The organism is Nonomuraea sp. NPDC049141, assembly GCF_040648415.1.
Lineage (GTDB): Bacteria > Actinomycetota > Actinomycetes > Streptosporangiales > Streptosporangiaceae > Nonomuraea.
The window spans coordinates 336,492-359,885 of sequence record NZ_JBEZDR010000012.1; the positions used below are offsets into that span (position 1 = coordinate 336,492).

Genomic DNA, 23,394 nt, shown 5'->3' on the forward strand with positions numbered 1-23,394 from the left:
ACAGGCGCGGCAAGTGCGAGACTCGTGCCTCGATCGTATGAGTACGATGCCAATGTGCTGGTCGTACTCGCCATTGCCGCGCTCGCCATTCTGGCCTGCGTGGTCCTGGTCTCCCTCGGAAGGGGCGGGGAGCTGACCGAGTTCCCGCCGGACGTCCCGCCTCTCGATCTGCCCGAGCCAGGGCAGCTCACGGCGGTCGACTTCATGGCGCTGCAGCTGCCGGTGAACCTGGTCGGCTATCACACGCAGAGCGTCGACGAGACCCTGCGAAGGGCGGCGACCGCGATCAGCGCGCGTGACACCAGGATCGCGGTGCTCGAACAGCGGGTCTCCGAGCTGCTGTCGAGCCGGTTGTACGCCCGCCAGGAGGTCTACGCGGCTCCGGGCGGCGAGCTACGCACCGAGCACGAGCCGCCGGCCGCGCCCTTCGCCTTCTCCCAGAAGGGGGACTCGGCCGCCGAGCCGCACGGGCTGGGCGACCGACACGCCTGGCCGTACGAGGACGAGCCTCAGGACGCGGACGAGCCTCAGGACGCGGACGGACCTGAGAACGTGGACGGGCCGCAGGACGCGGCGGTGGACCCGAGCGCGGCGGTAGCGCCGAGCGCGGCGGCGGAGCCTGGCGCGGCGGTAGCGCCGGAAGACGACGCCACGCCACCCGGCGCCCAGCCGAATGCCGAGGTCCACGCCCATCCCGGCTCCCATCTCGGCGGGGCAGACGTGCGAGTGGAGGCTCACCCCGATGCGACGGCCGCGTTCGACGCCGCGGCCGCGGCCGGCGAGCACGGTCGCGAGGCAGAGCCGCTTCAGGCCCGCCCGGCCGAGAACAGGCAGGAACGCGACCCGGAGCCAGTGCCGGTCCCGCAAGGCGAGAACGGGCAGGAACGCGACGCCGATCCAGTGCCGGTCCCGCAAAGCGGGGACGTGCGGGAGCGCGACGCTGAGCCGGTGCTGGTCCCGGCCGGCGAGGACGCGGAGAAGCACGAGAGTGAGCCCGTGCGGGCCCTGTCGGGGGAAGACAGGGAGCACGGGGCAGAGCCGGTGCGGGTCGCGCCGGGCGAGGACGGGGACGAGCGCAAGTGACGGAAGTGATCCGCTGCACCTGGACGGGCATGGCGGACCCGATCTACATCACGTACCACGACGAGGAATGGGGCCGTCCGGTCCGCGGCGACGACGGCGTCTTCGAGCGGGTCGCCCTGGAAGCCTTCCAGTCGGGCCTGTCGTGGCTGACGATCCTGCGCAAGCGGGAGAACTTCCGCGCGGCCTTCGACCAGTTCTCCATCCCCAAGGTCGCCGCCTACACCGAAGAGGACGTGACCCGGCTCCTCGGCGACCCCGGCATCGTGCGCAACCGCGCCAAGGTGGAGGCGACCATCAACAACGCGCAGGCCGCGCTCGACCTCCCCGGCGGCCTGTCCGACCTGGTCTGGCAGTACGCCGACGACGCGTCACCGGTCCCCAGGTCGATGGCCGACGTCCCGGCCATCACCCCGGCCTCCAAGGCACTGGCCAAGGACCTCAAGAAGCGCGGCTTCAAGTTCGTCGGCCCGACCACCGCCTACGCCCTCATGCAGGCCATCGGCCTGGTCAACGACCACATCGAGGGCTGCGTCGCCCGGCAGGCATAAAGCGATCAGCGGCCGTGGAACGACGGCTGCTCCTTGGCCAGGAAAGCCCGCGTGGCGTCGACGTGGTCCTGGGTGGCCGCGCACGCGTCCTGCAGGTCGGCCTCCAAGGCCAGGGTCTCCGGCAGCGAGTGCGTCGTGGCGTAGGCCAGCGCCCGCTTCGTGGCCGCGAACGCGACGGTCGGCCCCGCCGCCAGTCGTACGGCCAGCTCCTGGGCGGTCTTGAGCACGTCGTCGGCGGGCACCACGCGCGTGACCACGCCCAGTTCGAGCGCGCGGGCGGCACTGAGCGGCTCGCCGAGCAGCAGGAGTTCGGCCGCCCGCCCCGGGCCGACCAGGCGGGCCAGCGTCCACGACGCGCCCGAATCGGGTGCCAGGCCGATTCCGGTGAACGCCATCGCGAACTTGGCCTTCTCCGAGGCCACCCGCAGGTCGCAGGCGAAGGCCAGCGAGGCGCCCGCCCCGGCGGCCACGCCGTTGACCGCGGCCACGACCGGCTTGGCCATGGTGGTGATCAGCTCCACAATCGGGTTGTAGTGCTCGCGGACCGTGTTGGCCAGGCCGCGGCCCGCCTCCAGGTCGTCAGCGTGCTCACGCAGGTCCTGGCCCGCGCAGAAGGCCCGTCCGGAGCCGGTGAGCAGCACTGCGCGGACCCCGGGGTCGGCGGCGGCGCGGTGCAGCGAGTCGAGCAGGGCCGTCTTCAGCTGGGCGGTCAGCGAGTTCATCGCGTCGGGCCGGTCGAGAGTGATGGTGGCGACGGAATCGGTCACGTCATAGCGGATCAAGGTAGCTCCCTGTCGACGAACGCGGCGGCCGCGGGCAGCAGGCGGCTCGCCTCCTGCTCGAAGTAGGCCCTGGCCTTCTCTCCCGGCCAGCCGGACGGCAGCAGTTCCGGAGGGAGGCCGGGATCCCGGAACAGGAAGTTGCGCCATCCGTGCACGAGTTTGCTCCTGGTCGCGAACACCTGATCAGCCGGGGCGCCGCCGGGCAGCGCGCCGACCAGATTGACAGCTTCTGACAGCCAGTCCTCGTACGCCGCGCCGATGGCGGTCAGATCCCAGGCGCGGGCCACCAGTTCGCGCGGGTCGCCCTCAAGCGCCGCGTCGAATCTGTCGGCGCGCACGCCCTCACTGTCCAGCAGGTTGTCCAGTTCGATCGACGAACGCGGGCCGATCCAGGTCGTCTCCGACAGCGCGGCGTAACCCAGGAACGTCAGGTCGGCGCGGATCCGCTCCCGGCGCGCACGGTCCTTGACCGGCCCGAACACGATCACGTGCCACCGGCCACGCCAGCTCAGAGTTCCGGCTCGGTAAATTCTCAACGCCGCCTCGTCCAGACGTCTGACGCACTTCGGGGTAAGTCCGTAACCAGCGCCTTGGGGCAGCCTGACGGGCTGCAGCCAGCCCTGCCGCACCATGCGGGAAACAGCGGTCCGTACGGCTGGAGCGGCGATTTCCAAGGGCTTCATGAGCCGTACCAGCGCGGCCACGGACGCCTGCCCACCGCGCGAGCGCAGGTGGTCTCCATAGAGGTCGAACAGAGCGGCGCGAGCGTGCACGAAGTCCAGTTTGGACGCCTTCGCCAGCCAGGACAACGCATTCTGGGAGGAGATCGTTACCCATGAGCGCTCTCGATGCGGGAGAATAGGACATCACAGATGACGTGAATGCGTCGGCCATCCTCACGGGCGGTCGAAATCGCGGGCCGCGGGAGCCCAAGGCAGGAAGGGATGCACGCATGGCGGCGATGAAGCCGCGGACCGGCGATGGTCCGCTGGAGGTCACCAAGGAAGGGCGCGGCATTGTTATGCGGGTCCCCCTGGAGGGTGGCGGCCGGCTCGTCGTGGAGATTTCCGCCGACGAGGCGAAGGCGCTCGGCGAGGCGTTGAAGAACGTCGTCGGCTGAGAGTTCCCGAGACACAGGTCGTTTCCCGGCCCTGGCGTGCATCCGCGCCAGGGCCGCCGACGTTTGAGGTGGATTTGCGTGCCCATTGAGACCACGGCATCGGTGGTGGCCGACGTCCCAGCGGACGTCGAGCTGCTGGCGGTGCCCTTTGACGCCGATCTTGTTCCCGCCATCGAGCTCGACCTGCACGTGCCGGCGGCGGCCCTGCTGGCGCACTACGACGCCAAGGGCGAGGCGGGTGAGGTGATCGAGGTCCCGGTGGCGCGGGAGGGTGGTGTCGGCCGGGTGCTGCTGTACGGGGTCGGCGACGGCTCGCCGCGCGCGCTGCGCAAGGCGGCGGCGGCGCTCACCCGCAAGGCCAAGGGCAAGCAGGCGCTGGCCGTGGTGCCGCCGCGGGGAGACGTGACGGCCTTCGCCGAGGCGGCGCTGCTGGCGGCCTATACCTTCAAGATCGGCGCGCCGGGCAAGCTGCCCGTGCGCGCGCTGGCGTTCGTGGGCGCCGACGAGGGCTCGGTGCGGCGGGGCCAGACCGTGGCCCAGGCGGTGGCGCTGGCCCGCGACCTGACCAACACGCCCGCGTCGGTCAAGAACCCGGCCTGGCTGGCCGAGCGCGCGGCCGAGCACGACGTGCCGGTACGCGTCTGGGACGAGGAGCAGCTCCAGGCGGGCGGCTTCGGCGGCATCCTGGCCGTCGGCCAGGGCTCGGTCAATCCGCCCCGCCTCATCCAGCTCTCCTACACCCCGGCCGAGCCGAGCGACCGGCATGTGGTGCTGGTGGGCAAGGGCATCACGTTCGACTCGGGCGGCCTGTCGCTCAAGCCGAACGAGAACATGAAGACCCAGAAGACCGACATGGCGGGCGGCGCCGTGGTGATCGCCGTCATCTCCGCGCTCGCCCGGCTCGGCGCGCCGATGCGGGTCACCGGCCTGATCGCGTCGGCCGAGAACATGCCTTCGGGTACGGCCCAGCGGCCCAGCGACGTCATCAAGCACTACGGCGGACGCACGGTCGAGGTGCTCAACACCGACGCGGAGGGGCGGCTGGTGCTGGCCGACGCGCTCGCCTACGCCGACGCCGAGCTCGACCCCGACGCGGTCGTAGACATCGCCACGCTCACCGGGGCGATCACCGTCGCGCTGGGCCGTGGCTACGGCGCCGTCTACGCCACCGACGACGACCTGGCCCGGCGGCTGGTCGACGCGGGGCAGGTCAGTGACGACCGGCTGTGGCGGATGCCGCTGATCGACGACTACGCGCCGGCACTGGACTCGCCCATCGCGGACCTGGCCAACGTGGAGAGCGGTTCCACCTATGGGGCCGGGTCGATCACGGCGGCGTTGTTCCTGAGGGAGTTCGCGGGCAAGCGGCCGTGGGCGCACCTCGACATCGCGGGCGTCGGGCGCAGCACCGTGGACGACGGTGTGCTGACCAAGGGCGCGACCGGGTTCGGGGTGCGGGTGCTGCTGGAGTGGCTGACGCGTTAGGACGCGGTCTTGACGGCGGCGAGCAGCCCGTCGCCCAGCGGCATCAACAGCGAGCGCAGGCGGTCGTCGGACTGCACGAGCTTGCCCAGTTCGCGCAGCGCGACCGTGTCGGGGTCGCGCTGCGCCGGGTCGGCCACGCGGTTGTGCCAGAGGACGTTGTCGAAGGCGACGATGCCACCCACGCGCAGCAGCCTGACGGCCTCGGCCAGGTAGTCGGCGTACTCCTGCTTGGCGCCGTCGGCGAAGACCATGTCGTAGCCGCCGTCGGAGAGCCGGGGCAGCACGTCGAGCGCCCGTCCGCCGATCAGCCGCACCCGCCCGCCGGAGAACCCGGCCTCCGCGAACGCCTGCCTGGCCAGCCGCTGGTGCTCCTGCTCCACGTCGACGCTGGTCAACGTGCCGTCGGGGCGCATGCCGCGGAGCAGCCAGAGGCCTGAGACGCCGCAGCCGGTGCCGATCTCGACGACCGACTTGGCGTTGACGGCCGTGGCGAGGAAGCAGAGTGCCGCTCCGCCCCCGGGAAGGATGGGTGTGGCACCCATCTCCAGGCCGCGCAGCCGCGCCGCGTGCAGGATCTCATCTTCGTGATGGAACTGCTCCGCATAGGCCAGAGTGGCCTCTACCGGACTGGTCATCGGCCTCCTCCCCCCACTTTCGTGCGATTGGTCACCGATCGCAGCCTAGGGGAGACACGCCGGGACGGGAACTCAAGACGGCCTTGAGGCGTTGCAGGTTTAAACGGGCTTTGCCGGTCCGGAAGGCAGGCAGTACGCACGAAGGGACGAAACCAGGCACTATGGCGGTAGCGGTGGTCCCAATGAGAGGAGTTCTGGTGGACGAAAGTGACCACCAGGCCGATACTCCCGTGTCTGACTGGACTCCTCCCACCTGGGAGGAAGTGGTGCGGACTCATTCCGCACGCGTATACCGGCTGGCGTATCGCCTGACCGGCAACGTCCACGATGCCGAAGACCTCACCCAAGAGGTTTTCGTGCGGGTCTTCAGGTCCCTATCGAGTTACACCCCCGGAACGTTCGAGGGCTGGCTGCACCGGATCACGACGAACCTGTTCCTCGACATGGCGCGGCGCAAGCAGCGCATCCGGTTCGAGGGGCTCGCCGACGACGCGGCCGAACGGCTGCGCGGGCGCGAGCCGTCACCGGCGCAGGCGTTCGATGACGCTCACCTTGAGCCGGACATCCAGGCCGCGCTCGACGCGCTCGCACCGGAGTTCCGGGCCGCGATCGTGCTGTGTGACATCGAAGGTCTGTCGTACGAGGAGATCGCGGCCACGCTCGGCGTCAAGCTGGGTACGGTCCGAAGCCGTATTCACCGTGGCCGGGCGCAGTTGCGGGAGGCGCTCGATCACCGGGCCCCCCGTAATTCCCAACTCCCCCCGCCATCATTCCCATCGGGAACCCGTGGGGAGGAAGTCTGATATGTCGCATCTTGGAGAACGTGTTTCCGCGCTCGTGGACGGTGAGCTGAATCACACCGAACGCGACCGCGCTCTAGCCCATCTGACCTTTTGTGGCGACTGCCGGCGGGAGGTCGAGTCGATGCGGGCGCTGAAGTCGCGCCTGCGGTCGCTCGACGGTCCGGTGATGCCGGCCGATCTCACCATGTCGCTGCTGCGGATGTCCGAGCCCGGCGGCCCCCTGCCGCCCAGGGAGCGGCCTTTCCCTACCCGGACGTTCGGCGGGGTCCCCATCCCTGGGCCGCACAGCATCGCCCCGCTGGACAACCGCCCGCGCAGGGACGCGACTGGTGGCGCTTCGGGCCCTGGGCGCGGGACTAGGCGGCGTAGCACCTATGTGGCGGTCGGTGTGGTCTCCGCGGCCGTCGCGCTCGGCACCTTTTTCGCCGTCTCCGGCGTCGGCCAGACCGCCCAGGCTCCGCCGGCCGAGATGTTCGAGCAGGCGCGGCACACGCCCACGTCGTCGCCGACCACTACTCTGCCCACCGCCACGCCCTGATCTTGAGGTCCGCTCCCAGGATTGCCTGGGATACTCGGTGTGGCGTAGTCGATGGCGTCAGGGGCATACGATCTGAGTTCGGGAATCTGTCAGGTGTCCACATATGTTGCAGGATTGCCTGACAATTGCTTTACAACTCTCGTATGCCGTTAACACCATGATTGCGGTGTCCGAGGCAAGGAGTGGTGAGATCTAGATGACCGACGAGTCGCGCCCACCTGAAGGACGCATGCCGTCGGACTTCCCTGAACCACAGGGGCGGCCGGAGTTCCTGCCCGCCGATGATCAGGCGGAGCAGTCTGGATGGCGGTCCGAGACCGCCTCGTTCGAGAGCAGCCGGTGGGGTGACCCCTCAGGCCGTCCTGCGGACACCGCGTCGTACGGCACCCCCTCCTACCCTGGCCCGGGCCAGGCACGGGCCGAGGAGACGCCGCACAACAGCACGCGCGCCTACGAGAGCCCCTACTTCGGCAACTCGGCGGGGGCGCCGCCCTACGGCGGCGACAAGCGCCCGCCGCCACCGCCCAACGCGCTCGGCATGGGCGCGGGCTGGGCACCACCGCCCAGCGGTCCGCAGGGCGGCTTCGGGGGAGCGCCGGGCAGGCGTGGTCCCGGCACCGGCGTCCTGATCGTGCTGGCCGTCGTCATCGCCCTGGTCGCCTCGGGGCTGGGCAGCGTCGGGACCTACCTGATGACCAGGTCGAGCAGCAGCGGCACCGACCCTTCCTACAGCCTCGGCCCGATCCCGAGCGCCGCCACGAACCGAGCCCCCGACTCCGTCGCCGGCGTGTCCGCGCGGGTGCGGCCCAGCGTGGTCTCGCTGGAGGTCAACGCCAGCAGCGCAGAGGGCGTGTCGGGCTCCGGCTTCCTGATCAAGGACGGCTACGTGGTCACCAACAACCACGTGGTGGCCCCGGCCGCCAAGGGCGGCGACATCCAGATCATGTTCAACAACCGCAAGACCACGAAGGGCCGCATCGTCGGCCGTGACCCGGGCTCCGACCTGGCCGTGGTCAAGCCGGAAGAGACGTTCGGCACGCCCGAGATCACCCTCGGCAACTCCGACCAGGTGGTCGTGGGCGACCCGGTCATCGCGATCGGCTCCCCGCTCGGCCTCACCGGCACGGTGACCACCGGCATCGTCAGCTCGCTCAACCGCCCGGTCATCGCGGGCGACGAGAGCGGCACCAGCACCGAAGAACCCGCCTACATCAGCGCGATCCAGACCGACGCCGCGATCAACCCCGGCAACTCGGGCGGCCCGCTGGTCAACGGCAAGGGCGAGGTCGTGGGCGTCAACTCCGCCATCGCCACACTGAGCCGCTCCATGAGCAGCCAGGGCGGCAGCATCGGCCTCGGCTTCGCCATCCCGGTCAATCAGGCACGCCGCGTCGCCGAGGAGATCATCACGACCGGCAAGGCCAAGCGCCCGAAGATCGGCATCGTCCTGGACAAGGACTACAAGGGCCAGGGCGTCCGCATCGCCTCGGACCGCGTCGAAGGCCGCGCGCCTGTGGACGAGAACGGCCCCGCCGCGAAGGCGGGTCTCAAGGCGGGCGACGTGATCCTGGAGATCGACGGGCTGATGCTGCAGGACGGCAACGAGCTGATCGCCCTGATCCGCAGCAAGGCTCCCGGCTCCAAGATCACCATCAAGTACCAACGCGCCGGCCAGGAACGCACCGCCAGCCTCGTCGTCACTGCTGATGATGGTCCCACCCCGACCCCATCCTGATTTTTGAAGAACTCTTTACAGTTTTTTGCTTTACGGCAGGCACGGTGGGCCCCACCCACCCTGCGGGGCTGGGCTCTGTCCAGGGGGACGCTCCTCCGGTGGAGGTGGTTCGGCGCCGTGACGAGACGGTGAGACCGTCCGCGTGCTCTGCGATTGACCAGTTGGGTTTCGGTTTTTCTGGGATGTTGTGGTTTTGAGGTTGTTTGGTCAGGGGCTGGCGGCCGGGGTGAGGGTGATTGCCCTTAGTCTGGAGGGGTCGGGGTCGTTCCCGGATTGGTTGGACTGCGGTAGGAGCTCACGGTGTTCGGACTCGGGTGGTTGGAGATCGGGGCGCTGGTCGTCATCGCGCTGCTCGTCTTCGGTCCCGACAAGCTGCCTCAGGCGGCCTCGCAGGCCGGTAAGACGCTGCGCAACCTGCGCCGGATGGCCAACAGCGCGCGAGACGACCTGCGTGCGGGCCTGGGCCCGGAGTTTCAGAACTTCGACCCCAGCGACCTCAATCCCAAGAACTTCGTCCGCAAGCACCTGCTCGAAGACGAAGACGACTGGACCAACAAGTCCCCCCAGCTCGAACCGGCCACCGCTCCCTACGTTGCGGAGCCGGTCGAGGAGCTGGGCTATGGCGAGCTGCCTCCCTATGACGCGGAAGCCACCTGAGGCGCGAATCCCACGCGGGCGGTCTCACCGTCTCGTCACGGCGGCCCGCCACCTCCACCGGAGGAGCGTCCCCCTGGACAGAGCCCGGCCCCGCACGGTGGGTGGGGCTCACCGGGCCTGCCGTAAAACAAAATGCTGGAAAGACCGTGCCTGCCGTAAACAAAGGCGTGAAAAGACTGTAGGGCCCGCTCTGAGAGCGGGCCCTAGCTATGTCAGTCCGCGCGTCAGCGGTTCGGAGATAGCCCCAGCTGGAGCCCCTTGAGGCTGCTGGAGCGCTTGCTCAGGCCGGTGGCGATGGTGCGGAGTTCGGCGGCGGCCGGAGAGTCGGGGTCCGTCAGCACGAGCGGCTTGCCCTCGTCGCCGCCCTCCCGGAGGCGGAGGTCGATGGGGATCTGGCCCAGCAGGGGGACGCGGGTCCCCAGAGTACGGGTCAGCGCGTCGGCCACGGTCTGGCCGCCGCCCTCGCCGAAGACCGAGATGCGCTCGTCGCAGTGCGGGCACGGCAACCAGGACATGTTCTCGATGACACCGGCGATCTGCTGGTGCGTCTGCGCGGCGATCGAGCCCGCCCGCTCGGCCACCTCGGCGGCGGCCATCTGCGGGGTGGTGACGACGAGGATCTCCGCCGACGGCAGCCGCTGGGCCACCGAGATGGCGATGTCGCCGGTGCCCGGCGGCAGGTCGAGCAGCAGGACGTCGAGGTCGCCCCAGTAGACGTCGGCGAGGAACTGGTGGAGCGCGCGGTCGAGCATCGGCCCACGCCAGACCACCGCGCTGTTGCCCTCGGGCTTGAACATGCCCACCGAGATGACCTTGATGTCATGCGCCACCGGCGGCATGATCATGTCTTCGACCTTGGTGGGACGCTCCGAGGCGCCGAGCATGCGCGGGACGCTGTGGCCGTAGATGTCGGCGTCGACGATGCCGACCTTGAGGCCGTTGGCGGCCATGGCGGCGGCCAGGTTGACGGTGACGGACGACTTGCCGACGCCGCCCTTGCCGCTGGCGACCGCGAAGACGCGGGTCAGCGAGCCCGGCTGGTTGAAGGGGATCTCCTTCTCGGGTCCCCGGTCGCCGCGCAGCGTGGTCTGGAGCTTCTTGCGTTGCTCGGTGCTCATCACGTCGAGTTCGATCTCGACGCCCGTGACACCGTCCAGTTTGGTGACCGAGGTGGCGACGTCGCGGCGGATGGTGTCCTTCATCGGACAGCCGGCCACGGTGAGATAGACACCCACGCGCACGACACCGTCGGCACCGATGTCGATGCTTTTGACCATGCCGAGATCGGTGATCGGGCGACGGATCTCGGGGTCGATGACGGTGGCGAGGGCCGCCGTCACCTGTTCCTGTGTTGGTGCCATCGAAGTCTCGGCACGAGGGAGTGCCGTCCCTCCTTAGTCGTATATGTGTGACCGGGCGCTGCACGCCGGTGAGGATGCCCCTCCATCGTATGAACCAGGGACCCCGCGCGGATAATCCGAGCTGTGTTAGGTGTCCGTGCAACGTTCTAAGGTTACTCCGTGACTCTTCAGCGTGACGAGGGCCTGACCACCGAGGAGCTGACGGTCTGGCGGATGCTGCAGCGGGCCCAGGTGCACATCACCCGCCATCTGGAGGCCGAGTTGCTCGTGGCCCACTGCCTGCCGCTGGCCTCCTATGACGTGCTGACCCAGCTGTCGGAGGCGCCGGGGTGGCGGCTGCGGATGAACGATCTGGCCGGCCGGGTGCTGCTCTCGCGCAGCGGTCTGACCAGGCTCATCGACCGGCTCCAGCGCGACGGGCTGGTGGCGCGCGAGGCGTGCGCGAGCGACGCGCGGGGGTTGTTCGCGGTGCTGACGGACCGGGGCGCGGCCCGGCTGGCCGAGGCCACCCCCACCTACCTGCGCGGGATCAGGTCCGAGTTCCTCGACCGGCTGGGACCAGGTGAGATCCGCCTGGTCCGCGAGATGCTCGCCAAGCTGGCCATCACCGACGCTCCTTGAGCTCCTCCGCCAGCCGCTGCAGCTCCGAGCGCAGGTAGTCGCGGGTGGCCACCTCGCCGATCGCCAGCCGGAGCCCGGCGATCTCACGGGTCAGGTATTCGACGTCGGCCTGGTTGCGGTCGGCCGCCCCGCGGTCCTGCTCGTACTGGACGCGGTCCCGGTCGTCCTGCCGGTTCTGGGCCAGCAGGATGAGCGGCGCGGCGTAGGAAGCCTGCAGGGACAGGATGAGCGTGAGGAAGATGAACGGATAGGAGTCGAACTGCAGGTTCGGCGGGGCGGCGATGTTCCAGGTCACCCAGATCGCCACGAACACCGTCATGTAGACGATGAACCGGGCCGTGCCGAGGAAGCGGGCGATCTGCTCCGACAGCCGGCCGAACGCTTCCGGGTCGTAGTGCGGACGCAGCGAGCGGCGCAGCGCGCGTGGCTGGTCGAGGCGTTCAGTCGTCACGATGGGCCCTTTCTCGCCAGTCCTCGGGAAGCATGTGGTCGAGTACGTCGTCGACCGTTACCGCGCCGACGAGCCTGCCGAGCTCGTTCACGACCGGTGCCGCCAGCAGGTTGTAGTTCGCCAGGTAGGAGGCGACCTCGTGCACGGTCAGCTCCGGCCTGATCGGGTCGATCGAGGGATCGATGACCGAGCCGAGCAGCGTGGACGGCGGCTCGCGCAGCAGCCGCTGGAAGTGGGCCACCCCCAGATAGGCGCCCGTCGGCGTCTCGGTGGGCGGCCTGGTCACGTAGACCTGGGCCGCGACGGCGGGCGTCAGGTCCTTCTGCCGCATGTGCGCCAGCGCCTCGGCGACCGTGGCGGTGGGCGGCAGGATCACCGGTTCGCTGGTCATCATGCCGCCCGCGGTGTCGTCGGCGTAGGTGAGCAGCCGCCGCACGGGCGCCGCCTCCTGGGGCTCCATGAGCGCGAGCAGCTGGGTCGCCTGTTCGTCGGGCAGGTCGTGCAGCAGGTCGGCGGCATCGTCGGGGTCCATCGCCTCCAGGACGTCGGCGGCGCGCTCCACCTCCAGCGCGCGCAGGATGGCGGTCTGGTCAGTGGGTGGCAGCTCCTCCAGGATGTCGGCGAGCCGGTCGTCGTCCAGGGCGCGGGCGATCTCGATCCGGCGCTTGTCCGGCAGGTCGTGCAGGGCGCTGGCCAGGTCGGCGGCCCGCATCGACTCGAAGGCGGCGATCAGCCCGGCGGCCCCCTGGTCCTTCTGCAGCACGCCGAACCCCGTCACCTCGCCCCAGTCGACGATCCTCGTCTCGCGCCGCCTCCTGCCCCGGTAGACGGCCACCTTGGTGATCTGCCAGAACGACGGCCTGGTCTCCTCCATCGCCACGTCGTAGACGGTCACCGGCTCGCCGTCGAGCCGCACGGTGAGGTCGAGCATCTGCCCGATGACCAGTGTCTCGGTGTCGCGCTGTTCGAACCTGCGCATGTTCAGCCGTCCCGTGAAGATCACGGAGCCCGCTTCGATGCCGCGCACCCTGGTGATGGGCAGGAACACCCGCCGCCGCGGCTGGATCTCGACCACCATGCCGTGGACGCTCGGCGGATTGCCGTCGTGCGGCCCGACCACGACGTCTCGGATGCGGCCGATCTGATCGCCTGCGGGGTCGAAGACCGGGGTCCCCGCCAGGCGGGCCACGAAGATCTTCACGTCAGCAGGCTAACAGTGCGGGTGCGTTGCGCTTCCGACGCCTGCCATGACAGTATCAAAAGCGTCTTACGGTAATTACGGATTTGAGGTTGGTCGTGAAGTACCCAGGGCTTGCGCTGGCTTTCGTGTCCTCGTGCTGTTTCGCCTTCTCCGGCCCGATGGCCAAGTACCTGATAGCCGCCGGGCTGGCCCCGATCGAGGCCGTCTGGGTGCGCATGGCGGGCGCGGGACTGTTCCTGGTGGCCGTGCTGGCTTTGGTGAAGCCGCGAGCGTTGCGGATCCCGCGTTCCCGGCTGCCGTTCTTCGCCCTGTACGCGCTGGTGGCGGTGGCCGCGGTCCAGTCGCTCTACTTCGTGGCCATCACGCGGCTGCCGGTGGGGATCGCGCTGCTGCTGGAGTTCATGGCGCCGGTGATGGTGGTGCTCTGGGTACGTTTCGTACGCCGGCTGCGGCTGCACCGCGCGGCCTACGTCGGCGCCGTGACCGCGGTGGTGGGCCTCGCCATCGTCGTGGAGGCCTGGCAGGGCCTGCGCCTCGACGCCCTGGGCCTGCTGCTCGGCCTGCTCGCCGGAGCCTGCTGCGCGGGCTACTTCCTGATGAGCGACAGCTTCGGCGACGACATCGACCCCCTCGGGCTGATCGGCTGGGGCCTGGTCGGGTCGGCCGTGATCCTGGTGCCCTTCTCCCGGCCGTGGAACATCCCGTGGGACGCCTTCACCCGCGCCTCCGCCCCGGAGGGCGGCCACACGCTGCCGGTGCTCGGGGCGTACCTGTGGATGGTGCTGATCGCCACCATCGCCGCGTACATCCTGAGCGTGAACGCGGTACGGCGGCTGACGGCCGCGGTGGGCGCGACGGTGGCCTCGCTGGAGGTGATCGGCGGCGCGGTGGTGGCGTGGGCGCTGGTGGGGGAGACGCTGGGCGTGTTCCAGATCGTGGGCGGCCTGATCGTCCTCACAGGCGCCCTCCTCGCCCAGACCGCCACCGCCCACCATCCGGAGCCGAGCCCGCCGCTTGCTGGCCCGGAGCCTGGCAGGGAGTTCCCCAAGGACGAGCTCGAGCGGCCGGTCGGCGCGGTGTGACTTTTGGAAGCCCGTTGGTCGGCGGGGCGTTCGTCTTCGTGCGGCCGGGTTAGCGCGGTGTGAGTCGCAGTACGGTCGACTCGCGTGCCCAGCGGTCCGTCAGGTGTTCGCTGTCGGGGGCGTTGAGCCGTCCTTTGGCCAGCGCGGCGATGGCCTCGGGCGCCGCCGCCTGGTCGACCACCTGGACGTCGGCCTCGAAGTCGGCCAGCCTGGCGCCGTTGTCCTTACTACGCAGGATGACCTGGACGGTGTCGAGCCCCACAAGGCCCGGCAACTGCTGCTCGCCGCCCCCGGTGACGAGGTAGATGGCACCCTCGTGCCAGGCGTGCCAGGCCAGGCGCGGGCGGTCGAGGGTGAGCCAGAGAACGTCGGACTTCTTCGCGCCCTCTTCGATGGCCGCGGCTATGTCGCTCACGCCTCGACTGTACTCGGACAGACTCTCTCTGATCGGCACGGCGTGGTCGGGGCCAGAACATGGAACGGCGGCGCCGCCCGGAATCCGGACGGCGCCGCCCTTGCCTGTCGGGACCTATTTGACCCAGAGGTCGACCTCGCTGCCCGCGATCAGCACACACTTGAACGCGTCCCAGCCTTGACGCTGGTACGACAGGCCGGCGTTGATGCACGCGGACTTGCTGGGGTACGCGCCGATGTAGGTCCAGGTGGCGGCCTGTGCCGGAGCGCTCATGCCGGTGACCGTCAGAGCGGCCAGCCCTAAGGACAGGAGGGTGGTACGCACGCGCATGTGTCTTCCTTCTGCTGGGAGAGACAAGGGGTGACGAGGAAGATCATGTAAAGGATTCTTTCTTTACGCAAGGTTGCACGGAAAGAATTCACCATCGGCCCCTGCTGTTAACCAGACCCTGCCTGGGCCCCGTCACATCCAGCACGACAGCTTGGCCTTCTTGGCTTGGAACTCCTCCTCCGACATCGTCGGGGCGGCGGCGTGGATCGCGGCTAGCACGGATGCGGGATCCTTCAGGTCTTCGCGCGCTGTCCGGTACGAATTGAGCCCACGCATACGGTCGACCATCGCGACTGATGTTCCTGGCGCTATCAGCCCGTCCAGGCCGCGTTGAAGATCCAGATCAACTCGGCGGCGTCGTCGACCTTGAAGTACATGATGCCGAAGTCACCGAAGGTCGTCTGTCGATACTCGGGCTGATCCGCGTACAACAGCATGCGGGCATCCCACGGCTTCTCGACCAGATCCACGGTCTTGGCGAGGAGCGCGTCGAATTCCTTGCTCGGCAACCCCTTCATCTGGGCCAGTGCTGCGACGTGGAGCTCCACGCGATAGTTCACTGGCGGTCGGCCCAGCCCGGAAACGCCATCTCCATCGAAACGAACTCATCAGTCCGTCCCTCACGCACCACCCGTTCGGCGTGATCGAAATCAGGGTTGGAGACCGCAATCGCATGCAACCGCCAGATGTGCAGGAGCTCCTGAAGCTGCTTGAAGCGCCACAGCTCGTGGGCCGCGTCCAAGTCAGTGTGATGGTCACTGAGGAACTGCTCGTGCCACCTCTCCGGCAGGAGACGCAAGATCTCCGCGGGATCATCCCCGATCTCGTGCGGCGGCTCAGCAGCCATGCCCATAGCCTAGGCACGCCCTCTCGGTATGTGTTGATTTCCCGTCGGCCGCCGCGGGAGATGCTCTTGAAGTGCGGAGTGCCGAGCGAATGCCGTAGCCGTCTAAGGGAAGCACACCTGCCAGCTGGTTGAGGACGAGAAGCGGTGCGGTCGCGTTCCTTAAGGTGACGTGGTCGAAACGCTAACTGAGAGAGCGCGCTAGTTCCGCCGCCTTGGCGCTGATGGCTCCGACGTCCTGTGAGGCGTGCACCTCGGCCCTGAGGTTCTCAAACACCTGCTCGGCTTCTTCGTATGCCTTCGTTTCCTCAGGTGTCTCCGGCGGAGCGATCACGACCTCGAGGTCTACATCTGGAGCGATACTGCTCACATTTCCGAACGCGTCTACCACCCGAGCATCTTCTCCGTCTCGGAAGCGCCCGATCGCGTAACCCCATGACTTCACCCTGTCGGGCACTTCGTCGACTTGGGCCAGGCGGAACGACCAGGTCTGGGTGAGCTGTACGACTCTGCCGTTGGCGATGGCGAAGTCCATCGGAGACTGCAACCTCGCTCCCACATGGAGTTGCACCTTCGAGCGCACCAGGTGATCGGCGATGTTCGCCTCTTGGTAGGCCTTCCGCAGTTGACTCTGGAGCGCGTGACGAGTGACCGAGCGATGCCTGGGTGACTCGACTGGATCGACTATGAGGTGCTCGAAGACGAACGCGAGTGCATCCTGAGCATCATCTGCGATCACCGGTGCCGGAGTGCTGAACTGCACGACGTTGCGGTAATCACGGTGGAGTCGGTCCAGCCAGTCCTCGCCCAGGGGCTCGCCTGCGTCTTCCAGGAGTGCCGCCTGGTTGCGTTCGATGTCGTCGTACAGCTTGAGCAGGCACCCTGTGGCCGTTTCCAGGATGGGACGGTCGACGAAGCGGCGGACGCGCTGCAAGTTGCTGAGTTGACGCAGCGACCAGTCGCCTGTCGCGGGATCTCCCGCTATTGCGCCGATGTTGACGAACTCTCCCGTTTTTGGATCGGGGAGACAGCGAACAATCGAGTACAGGTAACGACTCATTGGACTGACCTCCCAGTACTCGGATCAGCGCTATGACGTCGGTCACCCTAGCGCGCGGGCCTGGCTGTACGGCATCGTCTCCAACTTGGTCGCCGAGGGCGAGAGTACAGGTGAGCCCGGGAAGAGTTCGCGATCACGCCACCATTCGGCGGGCCGTCTTTAGCATGGAGTCGTGGCTACGATTGGCGAACGCCTTCGCAGCGTCCGGAAGCGCCGGGGCTTGAGTCAGCGGGGTCTGGCCGACCTTGCCGGCGTGTCCGTCTCTCTTGTCCGCAAGCTGGAACAGGATGCGCGGAAAGACGTGCGGCTGGAGACGTTGCGCAAGATCGCAGTGGCTCTCAAGGTGCCGACGACTTCGCTGATGATCAGGCTGGACGCGGAGTCGGCGGACGAGGAGGCGCTAGACCTTTGGGCGCCGGTACGGCGGGCGCTCTACGGGCTTGATGGTCAGCCCGCAGAGGCGCCAACGCGAGAAGGTCTGGGAGAGGCATTGGCAGCGTCGATGCCGCTGTGGAAACAGGATCGCTACTCGCAGCTTGCCGCGATGCTGCCCGTGATGCTCCGGGACGCGGACGCGTTGATGGAGATAGACCTGTCAGCGCGCAACGTACGAGGCAGGCTGCTGCACCTCGTCGGCTGGTTGATGACCCAGACGCGTCAGTTCGACGAGGCTGAGTTCGCGCTGTCGCGGGCCATGGATGACATGAACGACTCCCTGGACGTGGCGGCGACGATTAGTACGCATTGCTGGCTTCTCCTGCGGCAGGGCCGCCTCGACGAAGCCCGCCAGCTGGCGACGCATTGGGCTGATGAGGTGGAACCTCGTATCTCCCGCGCGACGCCGCATCAGCTGTCCGCTTGGGGCTGGCTGCTGCTGCGCTCCTCTGCCGCCGCCATTCGCGACAACCGGCCCGGAGAAGCGGACGACACGATTCGCCTCGCGCGCACCGCGGCCGTGGCCATGGGCTGCGACCTGACGCCGGGCGAAGACTTCCTTCGGACGTTCGGCCCGGTAACCGTCGCGATGAAGCGCGTGGAGAACGCCATGATCGAGGATCGGCCGGACAAGGTCCTCCAGCTCTCACAGACGATCCCGGTCACTGACCTGCGCCCGACCTCCAACAACCGGAACCGGCATCTCCTTGACGTGGCCGAGGCCCACCGACGCATGCACCGGCACAATGAGGCCTTTGAGATCTTGCAAGGTGTTCGGCACGATGCCCCGGAGTGGATGACGAATCAGCGCTATGCCAGAGACATCCTGGAGCGGATCATCGGCAGGCGGCGTACTCTCACCGATGAAATGTGCGATCTCGCGGACTTTGTGAGACTTGAATACTGAATTGTGGCACCTCTCGTGTCACTTCGGTTGGCGGCCATGAGGAAGTGACACGAAGTCGCACTTCCGGGCCTGTCGGGCCTGCTCATAGCGTTGAAGCATGCATTCCACTGCTACGGGATTCCGTGCACTAAACGCGCATAGAGAATCGCCTGTAATGCCGTCGCAAGCCGCTAGGCGATTGCGTGATGAATTGGCGGGGCTTGGCATCCAGACCGATATCCACGAAGGACATGGGCTCGCTCTGGTGTCCGTATGGGTCGACCTGGTGGTCTGGACCGACGGCTGGTGCTACCGCTGGTGGTCGGGTCGGAAATCCTCGCGCACCGGGCGATGGGTCTACGCGTTTGCTCCGGTCGATGACCCGGTGACCACTGCTCGTCGGGTCGCTCTTCGGTACGCGGAACTCCGCCAGAAACCGCTTATGGGCGGCTCATCGTGATCGACTCAGACGCGTGCCTGGGGCCGCACATACCTGTGCCACAACACGAGCACATGGAACTGGTCTGGCATTCGCCGTTCTGCGGGGTGAGCCGGGTCCGGGTCCTGGCCTGGACCTGTGAATGCCGCGCGACGTTCTACGAGCTCTGTCAGGCCGGCGGCCAGGCATTCATCCGCCGCACCCTCCAATGCGCGCCCCAACATGAGATCAGGGAGACCTTTCGCTGGCCGCTACGTCAGGCTTACGAGGTGTGGGCAGCGCTGCTATGCGGCGAGGCACGGTAGCTCCGGCTGCACCACTCCCGAGATGAAATGCTGCGATGCAGGAGAATCCCGGGCGACGCCCGGGCCCTCGATCGCTGACGAACATTGTGGCCAGCGCGAGGCGGCAATGCTGTCTTCCGTGTCCGTCCACCAACGGCACCCCGCATCCACCGGACGGCGTTGACGCCAACAGAGGATCACGAACAATGGCGCAGCGGGAGCGGGGGCGGGGGACGGACAGCAACCATGCCGCCTCAGCGGAGGACTGACGAACCTAGGTGGATCTGCCCGTAAGAGACCACCAGTCCTTCGGCATCCGATGCCATCTTCCGTGTCAGGAGCGGAACCGCACACAACGTACGGTCCGACTTCCGCAAGATCCTCGATGGTGCCGATCTGGGTGGTAGGGACTGTCCTCGTGAGAGATGCGGCACAGCTTCGTATCGCTGCCGCCGGACTCCGGCGCTCCTGTTGAGGGCATCTCGTGCCTCGATGTGGAGGTGTGCCGCTGGCAGGGCTCGTTCGCGGGCGTCGTCGCTCAGATAGTCACCCAGTACGGCCGTGTAGGCAGTCAACTGGCAGCAGCGTGAAGCATCACCAGCAGTTACGGTCCCCGCCACGGAGCGCGATACAGATCCGTTAGGTGCTCATCGCTCACGCATCATCCGGGAGATCGCCCACGTAACCCAGTTGACCTGCGATCGTGCCCACCTGTGACGGGGTCATCTTCGCCCCCTGTCCGCAATGGGCTTTCGAAGCAGGTGGCCGGGTCCGGAAGGTGCGCGGGCGGAGCCCGCGCCAATAGGGCGTCCGAGCGGAGCGAGGGCCTGCAGGGGTCGGGGCTTGGCCCGACTGGGAGAAGCGTCTGAGCCCAGTGCGCGAAGCGCTTCAAGGGCGAAGGCCTTTGTGTGGGGCGGGCGTCAGATGGTCAAGCCGGTAAATGGGTAACGGGTGGGCGGTAGGCGGGTGGGTGCGACGAGCCACGGGCAGGGCATTAGCGTGTGCGCATGCGCTCACGTCGATCTGTTCTCGCTGTCCCAGGTAGCAATCCGAGGTTCCTGGAGAAGGCCCAGACCCTTGCCGTCGATGAGGTGTTCCTCGATCTGGAGGATTCCGTCGCGCCGCTGGCCAAGGATGAGGCCCGTAAGAACGTCGTGACCGCGTTGCGGGAAGGCGACTGGACGGGGAAGACGCGGGTCGTACGCGTGAATGATCTGTCGACGCAGTGGACCTACCGTGACGTGATCGAGGTGGTGGAGGGTGCGGGGGACAAGCTCGACTGCCTGATCCTGCCCAAGGTTCAGGACTCGACCGAGGTCGTCTGGCTCGACACGCTGCTCACCCAGATCGAGAAGACGATGGGGTTGCGGGTGGGGCGGATCGGGATCGAGGCGCAGATCGAGAACGCGCGCGGGCTGGTCAACGTGGATGCCATCGCGGGAGCGTCGAGGCGGCTGGAGGCGCTGGTGTTCGGGCCGGCCGACTTCATGGCGTCGGTGAACATGCGCACGATGGTCGTGGGGGAGCAGCCGCCGGGCTACACCGAGGGCGACGCGTACCACTACATCCTGATGCGCCTGCTCATGGCCGCGCGGATGCATGATCTGCAGGTGATCGACGGGCCTTACCTGCAGATCAAGGACGTCGAGGGCTTCAAGCGGGTGGCCAGGAGGGCGGCGGCGCTCGGGTTCGACGGGAAGTGGGTGCTCCACCCGGCGCAGGTGGAGGCGGCCAATGAGGTGTTCTCGCCGTCGCAGCAGGACTATGACCACGCCGAGCTCATCCTGGAGGCGTACGACTACTACACGACGGTCGAGAAGCGCGGCGCGGTCATGCTGGGGGACGAGATGATCGACGAGGCCTCGCGCAAGATGGCGCTCGTCGTGGCGGCCAAGGGGCGGGCTGCCGGGCTGAGCCGTACGAAGACGTTCAGCCCGGAGGACTAAAGCCTTCAAGCCGTCAAGGCCTTCAAGCCGTCAAGGCCTTCAAGCCGTCAAGGCCTTCAAGCCGTCAGACCTTGAAGCCGATCGTGGTGAAGAACCAGAACGATGACGTGAGCCAGAGACAGGTCAGCGCGGTGAACGCGAACCCGCCGAGCACGGGCAGCGTCCAGCCGGGCGTGCCCCGCTTGGGCAGGACCAGCATCTTGGCCGTGAACAGCCCGTAGAAGAAGCAACCGAGCAGCGAGTGGGCGAGCACCCTGGGCACGTCGTACTGCAGCCCCAGGGCGTACAGGCAGTGGAAGGCGACGGGGATGGTCAGCAGGAAGGCCAGCCGGCCCGACCAGCGATGTACGGCCGGCGGGATGGAGATCCCGAGCCTACCCCACATGGAATATGCGGAGACGACCTGGACGACGGCGAGCACGAACGCGCCCGTCGTCAGCCACACCTTCATCGGCAGCGCCGCGGAGAAACCGGCGGGGCCGACCGCGAAGCCGGTGGGGGTGTGGATACGACCGAAGACGCCGAGGGCGACCGCCACCAGACCGCCGACCAGCAGCGGGACCACTAAGGGAGTGATGCTGGTCGGCTTGTGCGCCGTGGCGGTCATTGCATCTCCTGGATGAAGCCGTCGACGTCCTTCGGGTTGAGGGTGGTGTCGTCATCGAGCGGCACCGGGGAAGTCGGCTGGTAGACGTTCAGTTCGGGGATCCGCAGCTGCTTCTCGTCGGAGAACGCGGCGCCGACCTGTCTGAAGCCGCCCTGCGGTTGCTTCAGTACGATCCAGCCGGCGCGGATCTTGGCGCCTCTCACCTGGGCGGTCGCCCGGTAGAGGCCCGAGGGCTTGACCACCTTGGCCGCGGAGAAGGTCCACTTCTTGCCGCCGACCTTCATCCAGCCGGTGGCCTTGCCGCCGCTCAAGGTGCCGCCGACAGCCGCGGCGCCGAAGCCCTTAAGGGTGATCTTTCCGTCTTTCTCGTTGCCCTTGAACCAGGCTTCGGTCTTGCCGTCACAGAAGTATCCGACGGTCTTGCCGTCGCGCGTGGAGATGGCGATCAGGCCGCCGTTGCCCCGTACGTAGCCTCCGTAGTCCGCCTTGTCGATGGTCTTCGCGGCGGTTTGGGTGGGTTCGGGTTCGGGGGTTGCGGCGGCGGCAGTGGGTTCCGCCGAAGGTTCGGCGGAAGGCTCAGCCGCGGCGGCGGTCTCGGTCGCGGGGGGTTCGTTGGAGGTGGCGGCGGCCGTGTTGTTCGCCGCCGGTGTCGCGGTGATGCTGGCGACACCCAGCCCGACGGCGAGCGCGGCGCCCGCTGTCAGGGTGATGACAGGTCCCAGCCTTGACATGAACTGCTCCCAGGGTCGAAATGCTTACTCCACCGAGCATCCGCTCAAACTAACGGATCGTCTGTGAACTAATGCTCATCTCCCGGACAGAATGTAGAGATGCAGGAAAATCCTGGACCCCAGCTTCCGTACGGAACGCAGCCGCCGGGCCGACCGGCTTACCCCTACCAGCCGCCGCCCGTGCCCGCTCGGGAGCCCTGGTTCCTGCCGATGCCCCAGGGCGCGCGGTACGACCACCTGGCCAGAGTGAGTGACCGCGGCCCGTGGCGGGAGGTCGTCGGGACGATCGTGGTGGCCATCGCGTTCGTCGTCATCGGGGCGGTGGTGCTGTTCGTCGGCGCGGTGCTGGCGACGATCTTCGGCATCCCCGCGCCGCTGCGGCCCGATCAGCTGTTCGGCGATCCGGTGTTCGGGCTGGTCGTGGTGTTGCTCTCGATCGCGGCCGTGCTTCCCGCGGTGTTCGGTACGGTCGCGCTGGTCCAGCGGCGGCGGCCCGGGTCGCTCTCCTCGGTCGCCGGGCGGTTGCGCTGGCCGTGGCTGCTGCGCTGCCTGGTGCTGGCGGTGATCGCCCTGGCGCTCGGGCAGGCCGCCCAGGCCGTCGCGATGATGGTGACCGGGAAGCAGGTCACGGACATGTTCGGCTGGGCCGGGTGGAGCGCGTTCCTGCCCTCGCTGATCGCGATCGCGCTGCTCGTGCCGTTCCAGGCCGCCGCCGAGGAGTACATCTTCCGCGGCTGGATCCTGCAGGCGTTCGGGGCCCATCTGCGCAACCCGATCTGGGGGATCCTGCTCGGTTCGGCGCTGTTCGCGGCCCTGCACGGGTACACGTGGGCCGGGCTCGTCGACGTGTTCAGCTTCGGCGCTCTCATGGGGTGGCTGGCGGTGCGGACCGGGGGGTTGGAGGCGCCGATCGCGCTGCACGTGACGAACAACGTTCTCGCGTTCGGGCTCAGCGCGGCCGCGGGGGAGTTGGACAAGGCGCTACAGCAGGGGGAGGTGCCCTGGCAGGCGCTGGCGGGGACCGTGGTGCAGTTGAGCGTGTTCGCGGTTGGGGTGATGTACCTAGCTAAAAAGCGGTCAGTTGGCACTGTTTCGGGATAAATAGATAGCTGGTGCCAGGAATCTCGCTAGAGAGGTCTCGCCATTCGGGCTCAGTCGTGTTGCTCTGGATCCTGTGAGTGGGCGAGGATTCTGGAGGTGATCATCTCGGCGAGGCCGCCCTGGAACGATCCGGCAAACCTCTACCGGGCTCGTTCGCTCAGTTCGATCGGTACGTACTAGGAGGTGCGACGCGTGGCCTCCGGCCCCAGTGACC

The 23,394-nt window shown here is 67.8% G+C and carries 27 protein-coding genes; 13 read left to right on the forward strand and 14 right to left on the reverse strand.

Annotated features, from left to right (window positions below):
- Positions 1-54: 54 nt before the first annotated feature.
- Both AB0B91_RS34895 and AB0B91_RS34900 read left to right on the forward strand, forming a co-directional pair.
- On the forward strand, positions 55-1,083 hold the full coding sequence (locus tag AB0B91_RS34895; protein ID WP_358328691.1) for a hypothetical protein: 1,029 nt from the start codon (positions 55-57) through the stop codon (positions 1,081-1,083).
- Positions 1,080-1,631, forward strand: coding sequence for a DNA-3-methyladenine glycosylase I (locus AB0B91_RS34900; RefSeq protein ID WP_358328694.1), 552 nt, complete (start codon positions 1,080-1,082; stop codon positions 1,629-1,631). The genes AB0B91_RS34895 and AB0B91_RS34900 overlap by 4 nt, the downstream gene beginning before the upstream one ends.
- Before the next feature lie 5 nt (positions 1,632-1,636).
- Here the strand turns inward: AB0B91_RS34900 and AB0B91_RS34905 are convergent, their stop codons facing one another.
- A complete protein-coding gene (locus tag AB0B91_RS34905; protein WP_358328697.1) occupies positions 1,637-2,413 on the reverse strand; it encodes an enoyl-CoA hydratase-related protein in 777 nt (258 codons plus the stop codon).
- A complete protein-coding gene (locus AB0B91_RS34910) occupies positions 2,410-3,186 on the reverse strand; it encodes a PaaX family transcriptional regulator C-terminal domain-containing protein (RefSeq protein WP_358328699.1) in 777 nt (258 codons plus the stop codon). The genes AB0B91_RS34905 and AB0B91_RS34910 overlap by 4 nt, the downstream gene beginning before the upstream one ends.
- A gap of 179 nt (positions 3,187-3,365) precedes the next feature.
- On the opposite strand from AB0B91_RS34910, the gene AB0B91_RS34915 reads away from it, so the two are divergent.
- Together AB0B91_RS34915 and AB0B91_RS34920 are read left to right on the forward strand one after the other, a co-directional pair.
- A complete protein-coding gene (locus tag AB0B91_RS34915) occupies positions 3,366-3,533 on the forward strand; it encodes a DUF3117 domain-containing protein (protein WP_020545024.1) in 168 nt (55 codons plus the stop codon).
- 78 nt (positions 3,534-3,611) lie between these two features.
- The gene (locus AB0B91_RS34920; protein WP_358328702.1) at positions 3,612-5,018 is read left to right on the forward strand and encodes a leucyl aminopeptidase; all 1,407 of its coding nucleotides are present in this window, start codon (positions 3,612-3,614) and stop codon (positions 5,016-5,018) included.
- On the opposite strand, the gene AB0B91_RS34925 is transcribed toward AB0B91_RS34920, so the two are convergent.
- Positions 5,015-5,653, reverse strand: a complete 639-nt coding sequence (locus AB0B91_RS34925) for an O-methyltransferase (RefSeq protein ID WP_358328705.1) — start codon at positions 5,651-5,653, stop codon at positions 5,015-5,017. The two genes, AB0B91_RS34920 and AB0B91_RS34925, sit on opposite strands and share 4 nt — an antisense overlap.
- A 161-nt stretch (positions 5,654-5,814) precedes the next feature.
- Here AB0B91_RS34925 and sigE point away from each other — a divergent pair, with 161 nt between their 5' ends.
- The 4 genes from sigE to AB0B91_RS34945 all read left to right on the forward strand — a co-directional run bounded on the left by sigE (position 5,815) and on the right by AB0B91_RS34945 (position 9,386).
- On the forward strand, positions 5,815-6,456 hold the full coding sequence (gene sigE / locus AB0B91_RS34930) for an RNA polymerase sigma factor SigE (RefSeq protein WP_214639755.1): 642 nt from the start codon (positions 5,815-5,817) through the stop codon (positions 6,454-6,456).
- A 1-nt stretch (position 6,457) separates the two neighbouring features.
- Entirely contained in the window at positions 6,458-6,994 is a 537-nt protein-coding gene (locus AB0B91_RS34935) for an anti-sigma factor (protein ID WP_358328709.1), read from the forward strand.
- 196 nt (positions 6,995-7,190) lie between these two features.
- Positions 7,191-8,729 (forward strand): trypsin-like peptidase domain-containing protein, encoded by a 1,539-nt coding sequence (locus AB0B91_RS34940; RefSeq protein ID WP_358328712.1) that lies wholly within the window; start codon positions 7,191-7,193, stop codon positions 8,727-8,729.
- 300 nt (positions 8,730-9,029) lie between these two features.
- Positions 9,030-9,386 carry a sec-independent translocase gene (locus AB0B91_RS34945; protein ID WP_358328715.1) on the forward strand — a complete coding sequence of 119 codons (357 nt, stop codon included), beginning with the start codon at positions 9,030-9,032 and terminating at the stop codon, positions 9,384-9,386.
- A gap of 224 nt (positions 9,387-9,610) precedes the next feature.
- Here the strand turns inward: AB0B91_RS34945 and AB0B91_RS34950 are convergent, their stop codons facing one another.
- Positions 9,611-10,747: an Mrp/NBP35 family ATP-binding protein gene (locus AB0B91_RS34950; protein ID WP_358328718.1), complete on the reverse strand. Its 1,137-nt coding sequence runs from the start codon at positions 10,745-10,747 to the stop codon at positions 9,611-9,613.
- Between the two features lie 159 nt (positions 10,748-10,906).
- Here AB0B91_RS34950 and AB0B91_RS34955 point away from each other — a divergent pair, with 159 nt between their 5' ends.
- A complete protein-coding gene (locus AB0B91_RS34955) occupies positions 10,907-11,368 on the forward strand; it encodes a MarR family transcriptional regulator (RefSeq protein WP_358328720.1) in 462 nt (153 codons plus the stop codon).
- On the opposite strand, the gene AB0B91_RS34960 is transcribed toward AB0B91_RS34955, so the two are convergent.
- The gene (locus AB0B91_RS34960; RefSeq protein WP_358328722.1) at positions 11,352-11,819 is read right to left on the reverse strand and encodes a DUF1003 domain-containing protein; all 468 of its coding nucleotides are present in this window, start codon (positions 11,817-11,819) and stop codon (positions 11,352-11,354) included. The two genes, AB0B91_RS34955 and AB0B91_RS34960, sit on opposite strands and share 17 nt — an antisense overlap.
- Positions 11,809-13,020 carry a CBS domain-containing protein gene (locus AB0B91_RS34965; protein ID WP_358328724.1) on the reverse strand — a complete coding sequence of 404 codons (1,212 nt, stop codon included), beginning with the start codon at positions 13,018-13,020 and terminating at the stop codon, positions 11,809-11,811. The genes AB0B91_RS34960 and AB0B91_RS34965 overlap by 11 nt, the downstream gene beginning before the upstream one ends.
- A gap of 95 nt (positions 13,021-13,115) precedes the next feature.
- Between AB0B91_RS34965 and AB0B91_RS34970 the strand changes: the two genes are divergently transcribed.
- The gene (locus tag AB0B91_RS34970) at positions 13,116-14,102 is read left to right on the forward strand and encodes an EamA family transporter (RefSeq protein ID WP_358328726.1); all 987 of its coding nucleotides are present in this window, start codon (positions 13,116-13,118) and stop codon (positions 14,100-14,102) included.
- A gap of 49 nt (positions 14,103-14,151) precedes the next feature.
- Here the strand turns inward: AB0B91_RS34970 and AB0B91_RS34975 are convergent, their stop codons facing one another.
- The 6 genes from AB0B91_RS34975 to AB0B91_RS35000 all read right to left on the reverse strand — a co-directional run bounded on the left by AB0B91_RS34975 (position 14,152) and on the right by AB0B91_RS35000 (position 16,751).
- A complete protein-coding gene (locus AB0B91_RS34975; RefSeq protein WP_358328728.1) occupies positions 14,152-14,517 on the reverse strand; it encodes a hypothetical protein in 366 nt (121 codons plus the stop codon).
- A gap of 114 nt (positions 14,518-14,631) precedes the next feature.
- On the reverse strand, positions 14,632-14,847 hold the full coding sequence (locus AB0B91_RS34980; RefSeq protein WP_358328730.1) for a hypothetical protein: 216 nt from the start codon (positions 14,845-14,847) through the stop codon (positions 14,632-14,634).
- 132 nt (positions 14,848-14,979) lie between these two features.
- Positions 14,980-15,123, reverse strand: a complete 144-nt coding sequence (locus AB0B91_RS34985; protein WP_358328732.1) for a hypothetical protein — start codon at positions 15,121-15,123, stop codon at positions 14,980-14,982.
- Between the two features lie 35 nt (positions 15,124-15,158).
- Entirely contained in the window at positions 15,159-15,395 is a 237-nt protein-coding gene (locus AB0B91_RS34990) for a hypothetical protein (protein ID WP_358328734.1), read from the reverse strand.
- An 8-nt stretch (positions 15,396-15,403) separates the two neighbouring features.
- Positions 15,404-15,694, reverse strand: a complete 291-nt coding sequence (locus AB0B91_RS34995) for a DUF6247 family protein (protein ID WP_358328737.1) — start codon at positions 15,692-15,694, stop codon at positions 15,404-15,406.
- 181 nt (positions 15,695-15,875) lie between these two features.
- Positions 15,876-16,751: a DUF3037 domain-containing protein gene (locus tag AB0B91_RS35000; protein ID WP_358328740.1), complete on the reverse strand. Its 876-nt coding sequence runs from the start codon at positions 16,749-16,751 to the stop codon at positions 15,876-15,878.
- A 172-nt stretch (positions 16,752-16,923) separates the two neighbouring features.
- On the opposite strand from AB0B91_RS35000, the gene AB0B91_RS35005 reads away from it, so the two are divergent.
- Positions 16,924-18,093: a helix-turn-helix transcriptional regulator gene (locus AB0B91_RS35005; protein ID WP_358328743.1), complete on the forward strand. Its 1,170-nt coding sequence runs from the start codon at positions 16,924-16,926 to the stop codon at positions 18,091-18,093.
- A 1,709-nt stretch (positions 18,094-19,802) separates the two neighbouring features.
- Positions 19,803-20,741 carry a CoA ester lyase gene (locus AB0B91_RS35010; protein WP_358328746.1) on the forward strand — a complete coding sequence of 313 codons (939 nt, stop codon included), beginning with the start codon at positions 19,803-19,805 and terminating at the stop codon, positions 20,739-20,741.
- Positions 20,742-20,805: 64 nt separating this feature from the next.
- Here AB0B91_RS35010 and AB0B91_RS35015 read toward each other — a convergent pair whose 3' ends face one another.
- Entirely contained in the window at positions 20,806-21,348 is a 543-nt protein-coding gene (locus tag AB0B91_RS35015; protein WP_358328749.1) for a DUF6529 family protein, read from the reverse strand.
- Positions 21,345-22,079: a hypothetical protein gene (locus tag AB0B91_RS35020; protein ID WP_358328752.1), complete on the reverse strand. Its 735-nt coding sequence runs from the start codon at positions 22,077-22,079 to the stop codon at positions 21,345-21,347. Before AB0B91_RS35020 ends, AB0B91_RS35015 begins: the two co-directional genes overlap by 4 nt.
- 99 nt (positions 22,080-22,178) lie before the next feature.
- Here AB0B91_RS35020 and AB0B91_RS35025 point away from each other — a divergent pair, with 99 nt between their 5' ends.
- Positions 22,179-23,180, forward strand: coding sequence for a type II CAAX endopeptidase family protein (locus AB0B91_RS35025; protein WP_358328755.1), 1,002 nt, complete (start codon positions 22,179-22,181; stop codon positions 23,178-23,180).
- The last annotated feature ends 214 nt before the right edge of the window (positions 23,181-23,394 follow it).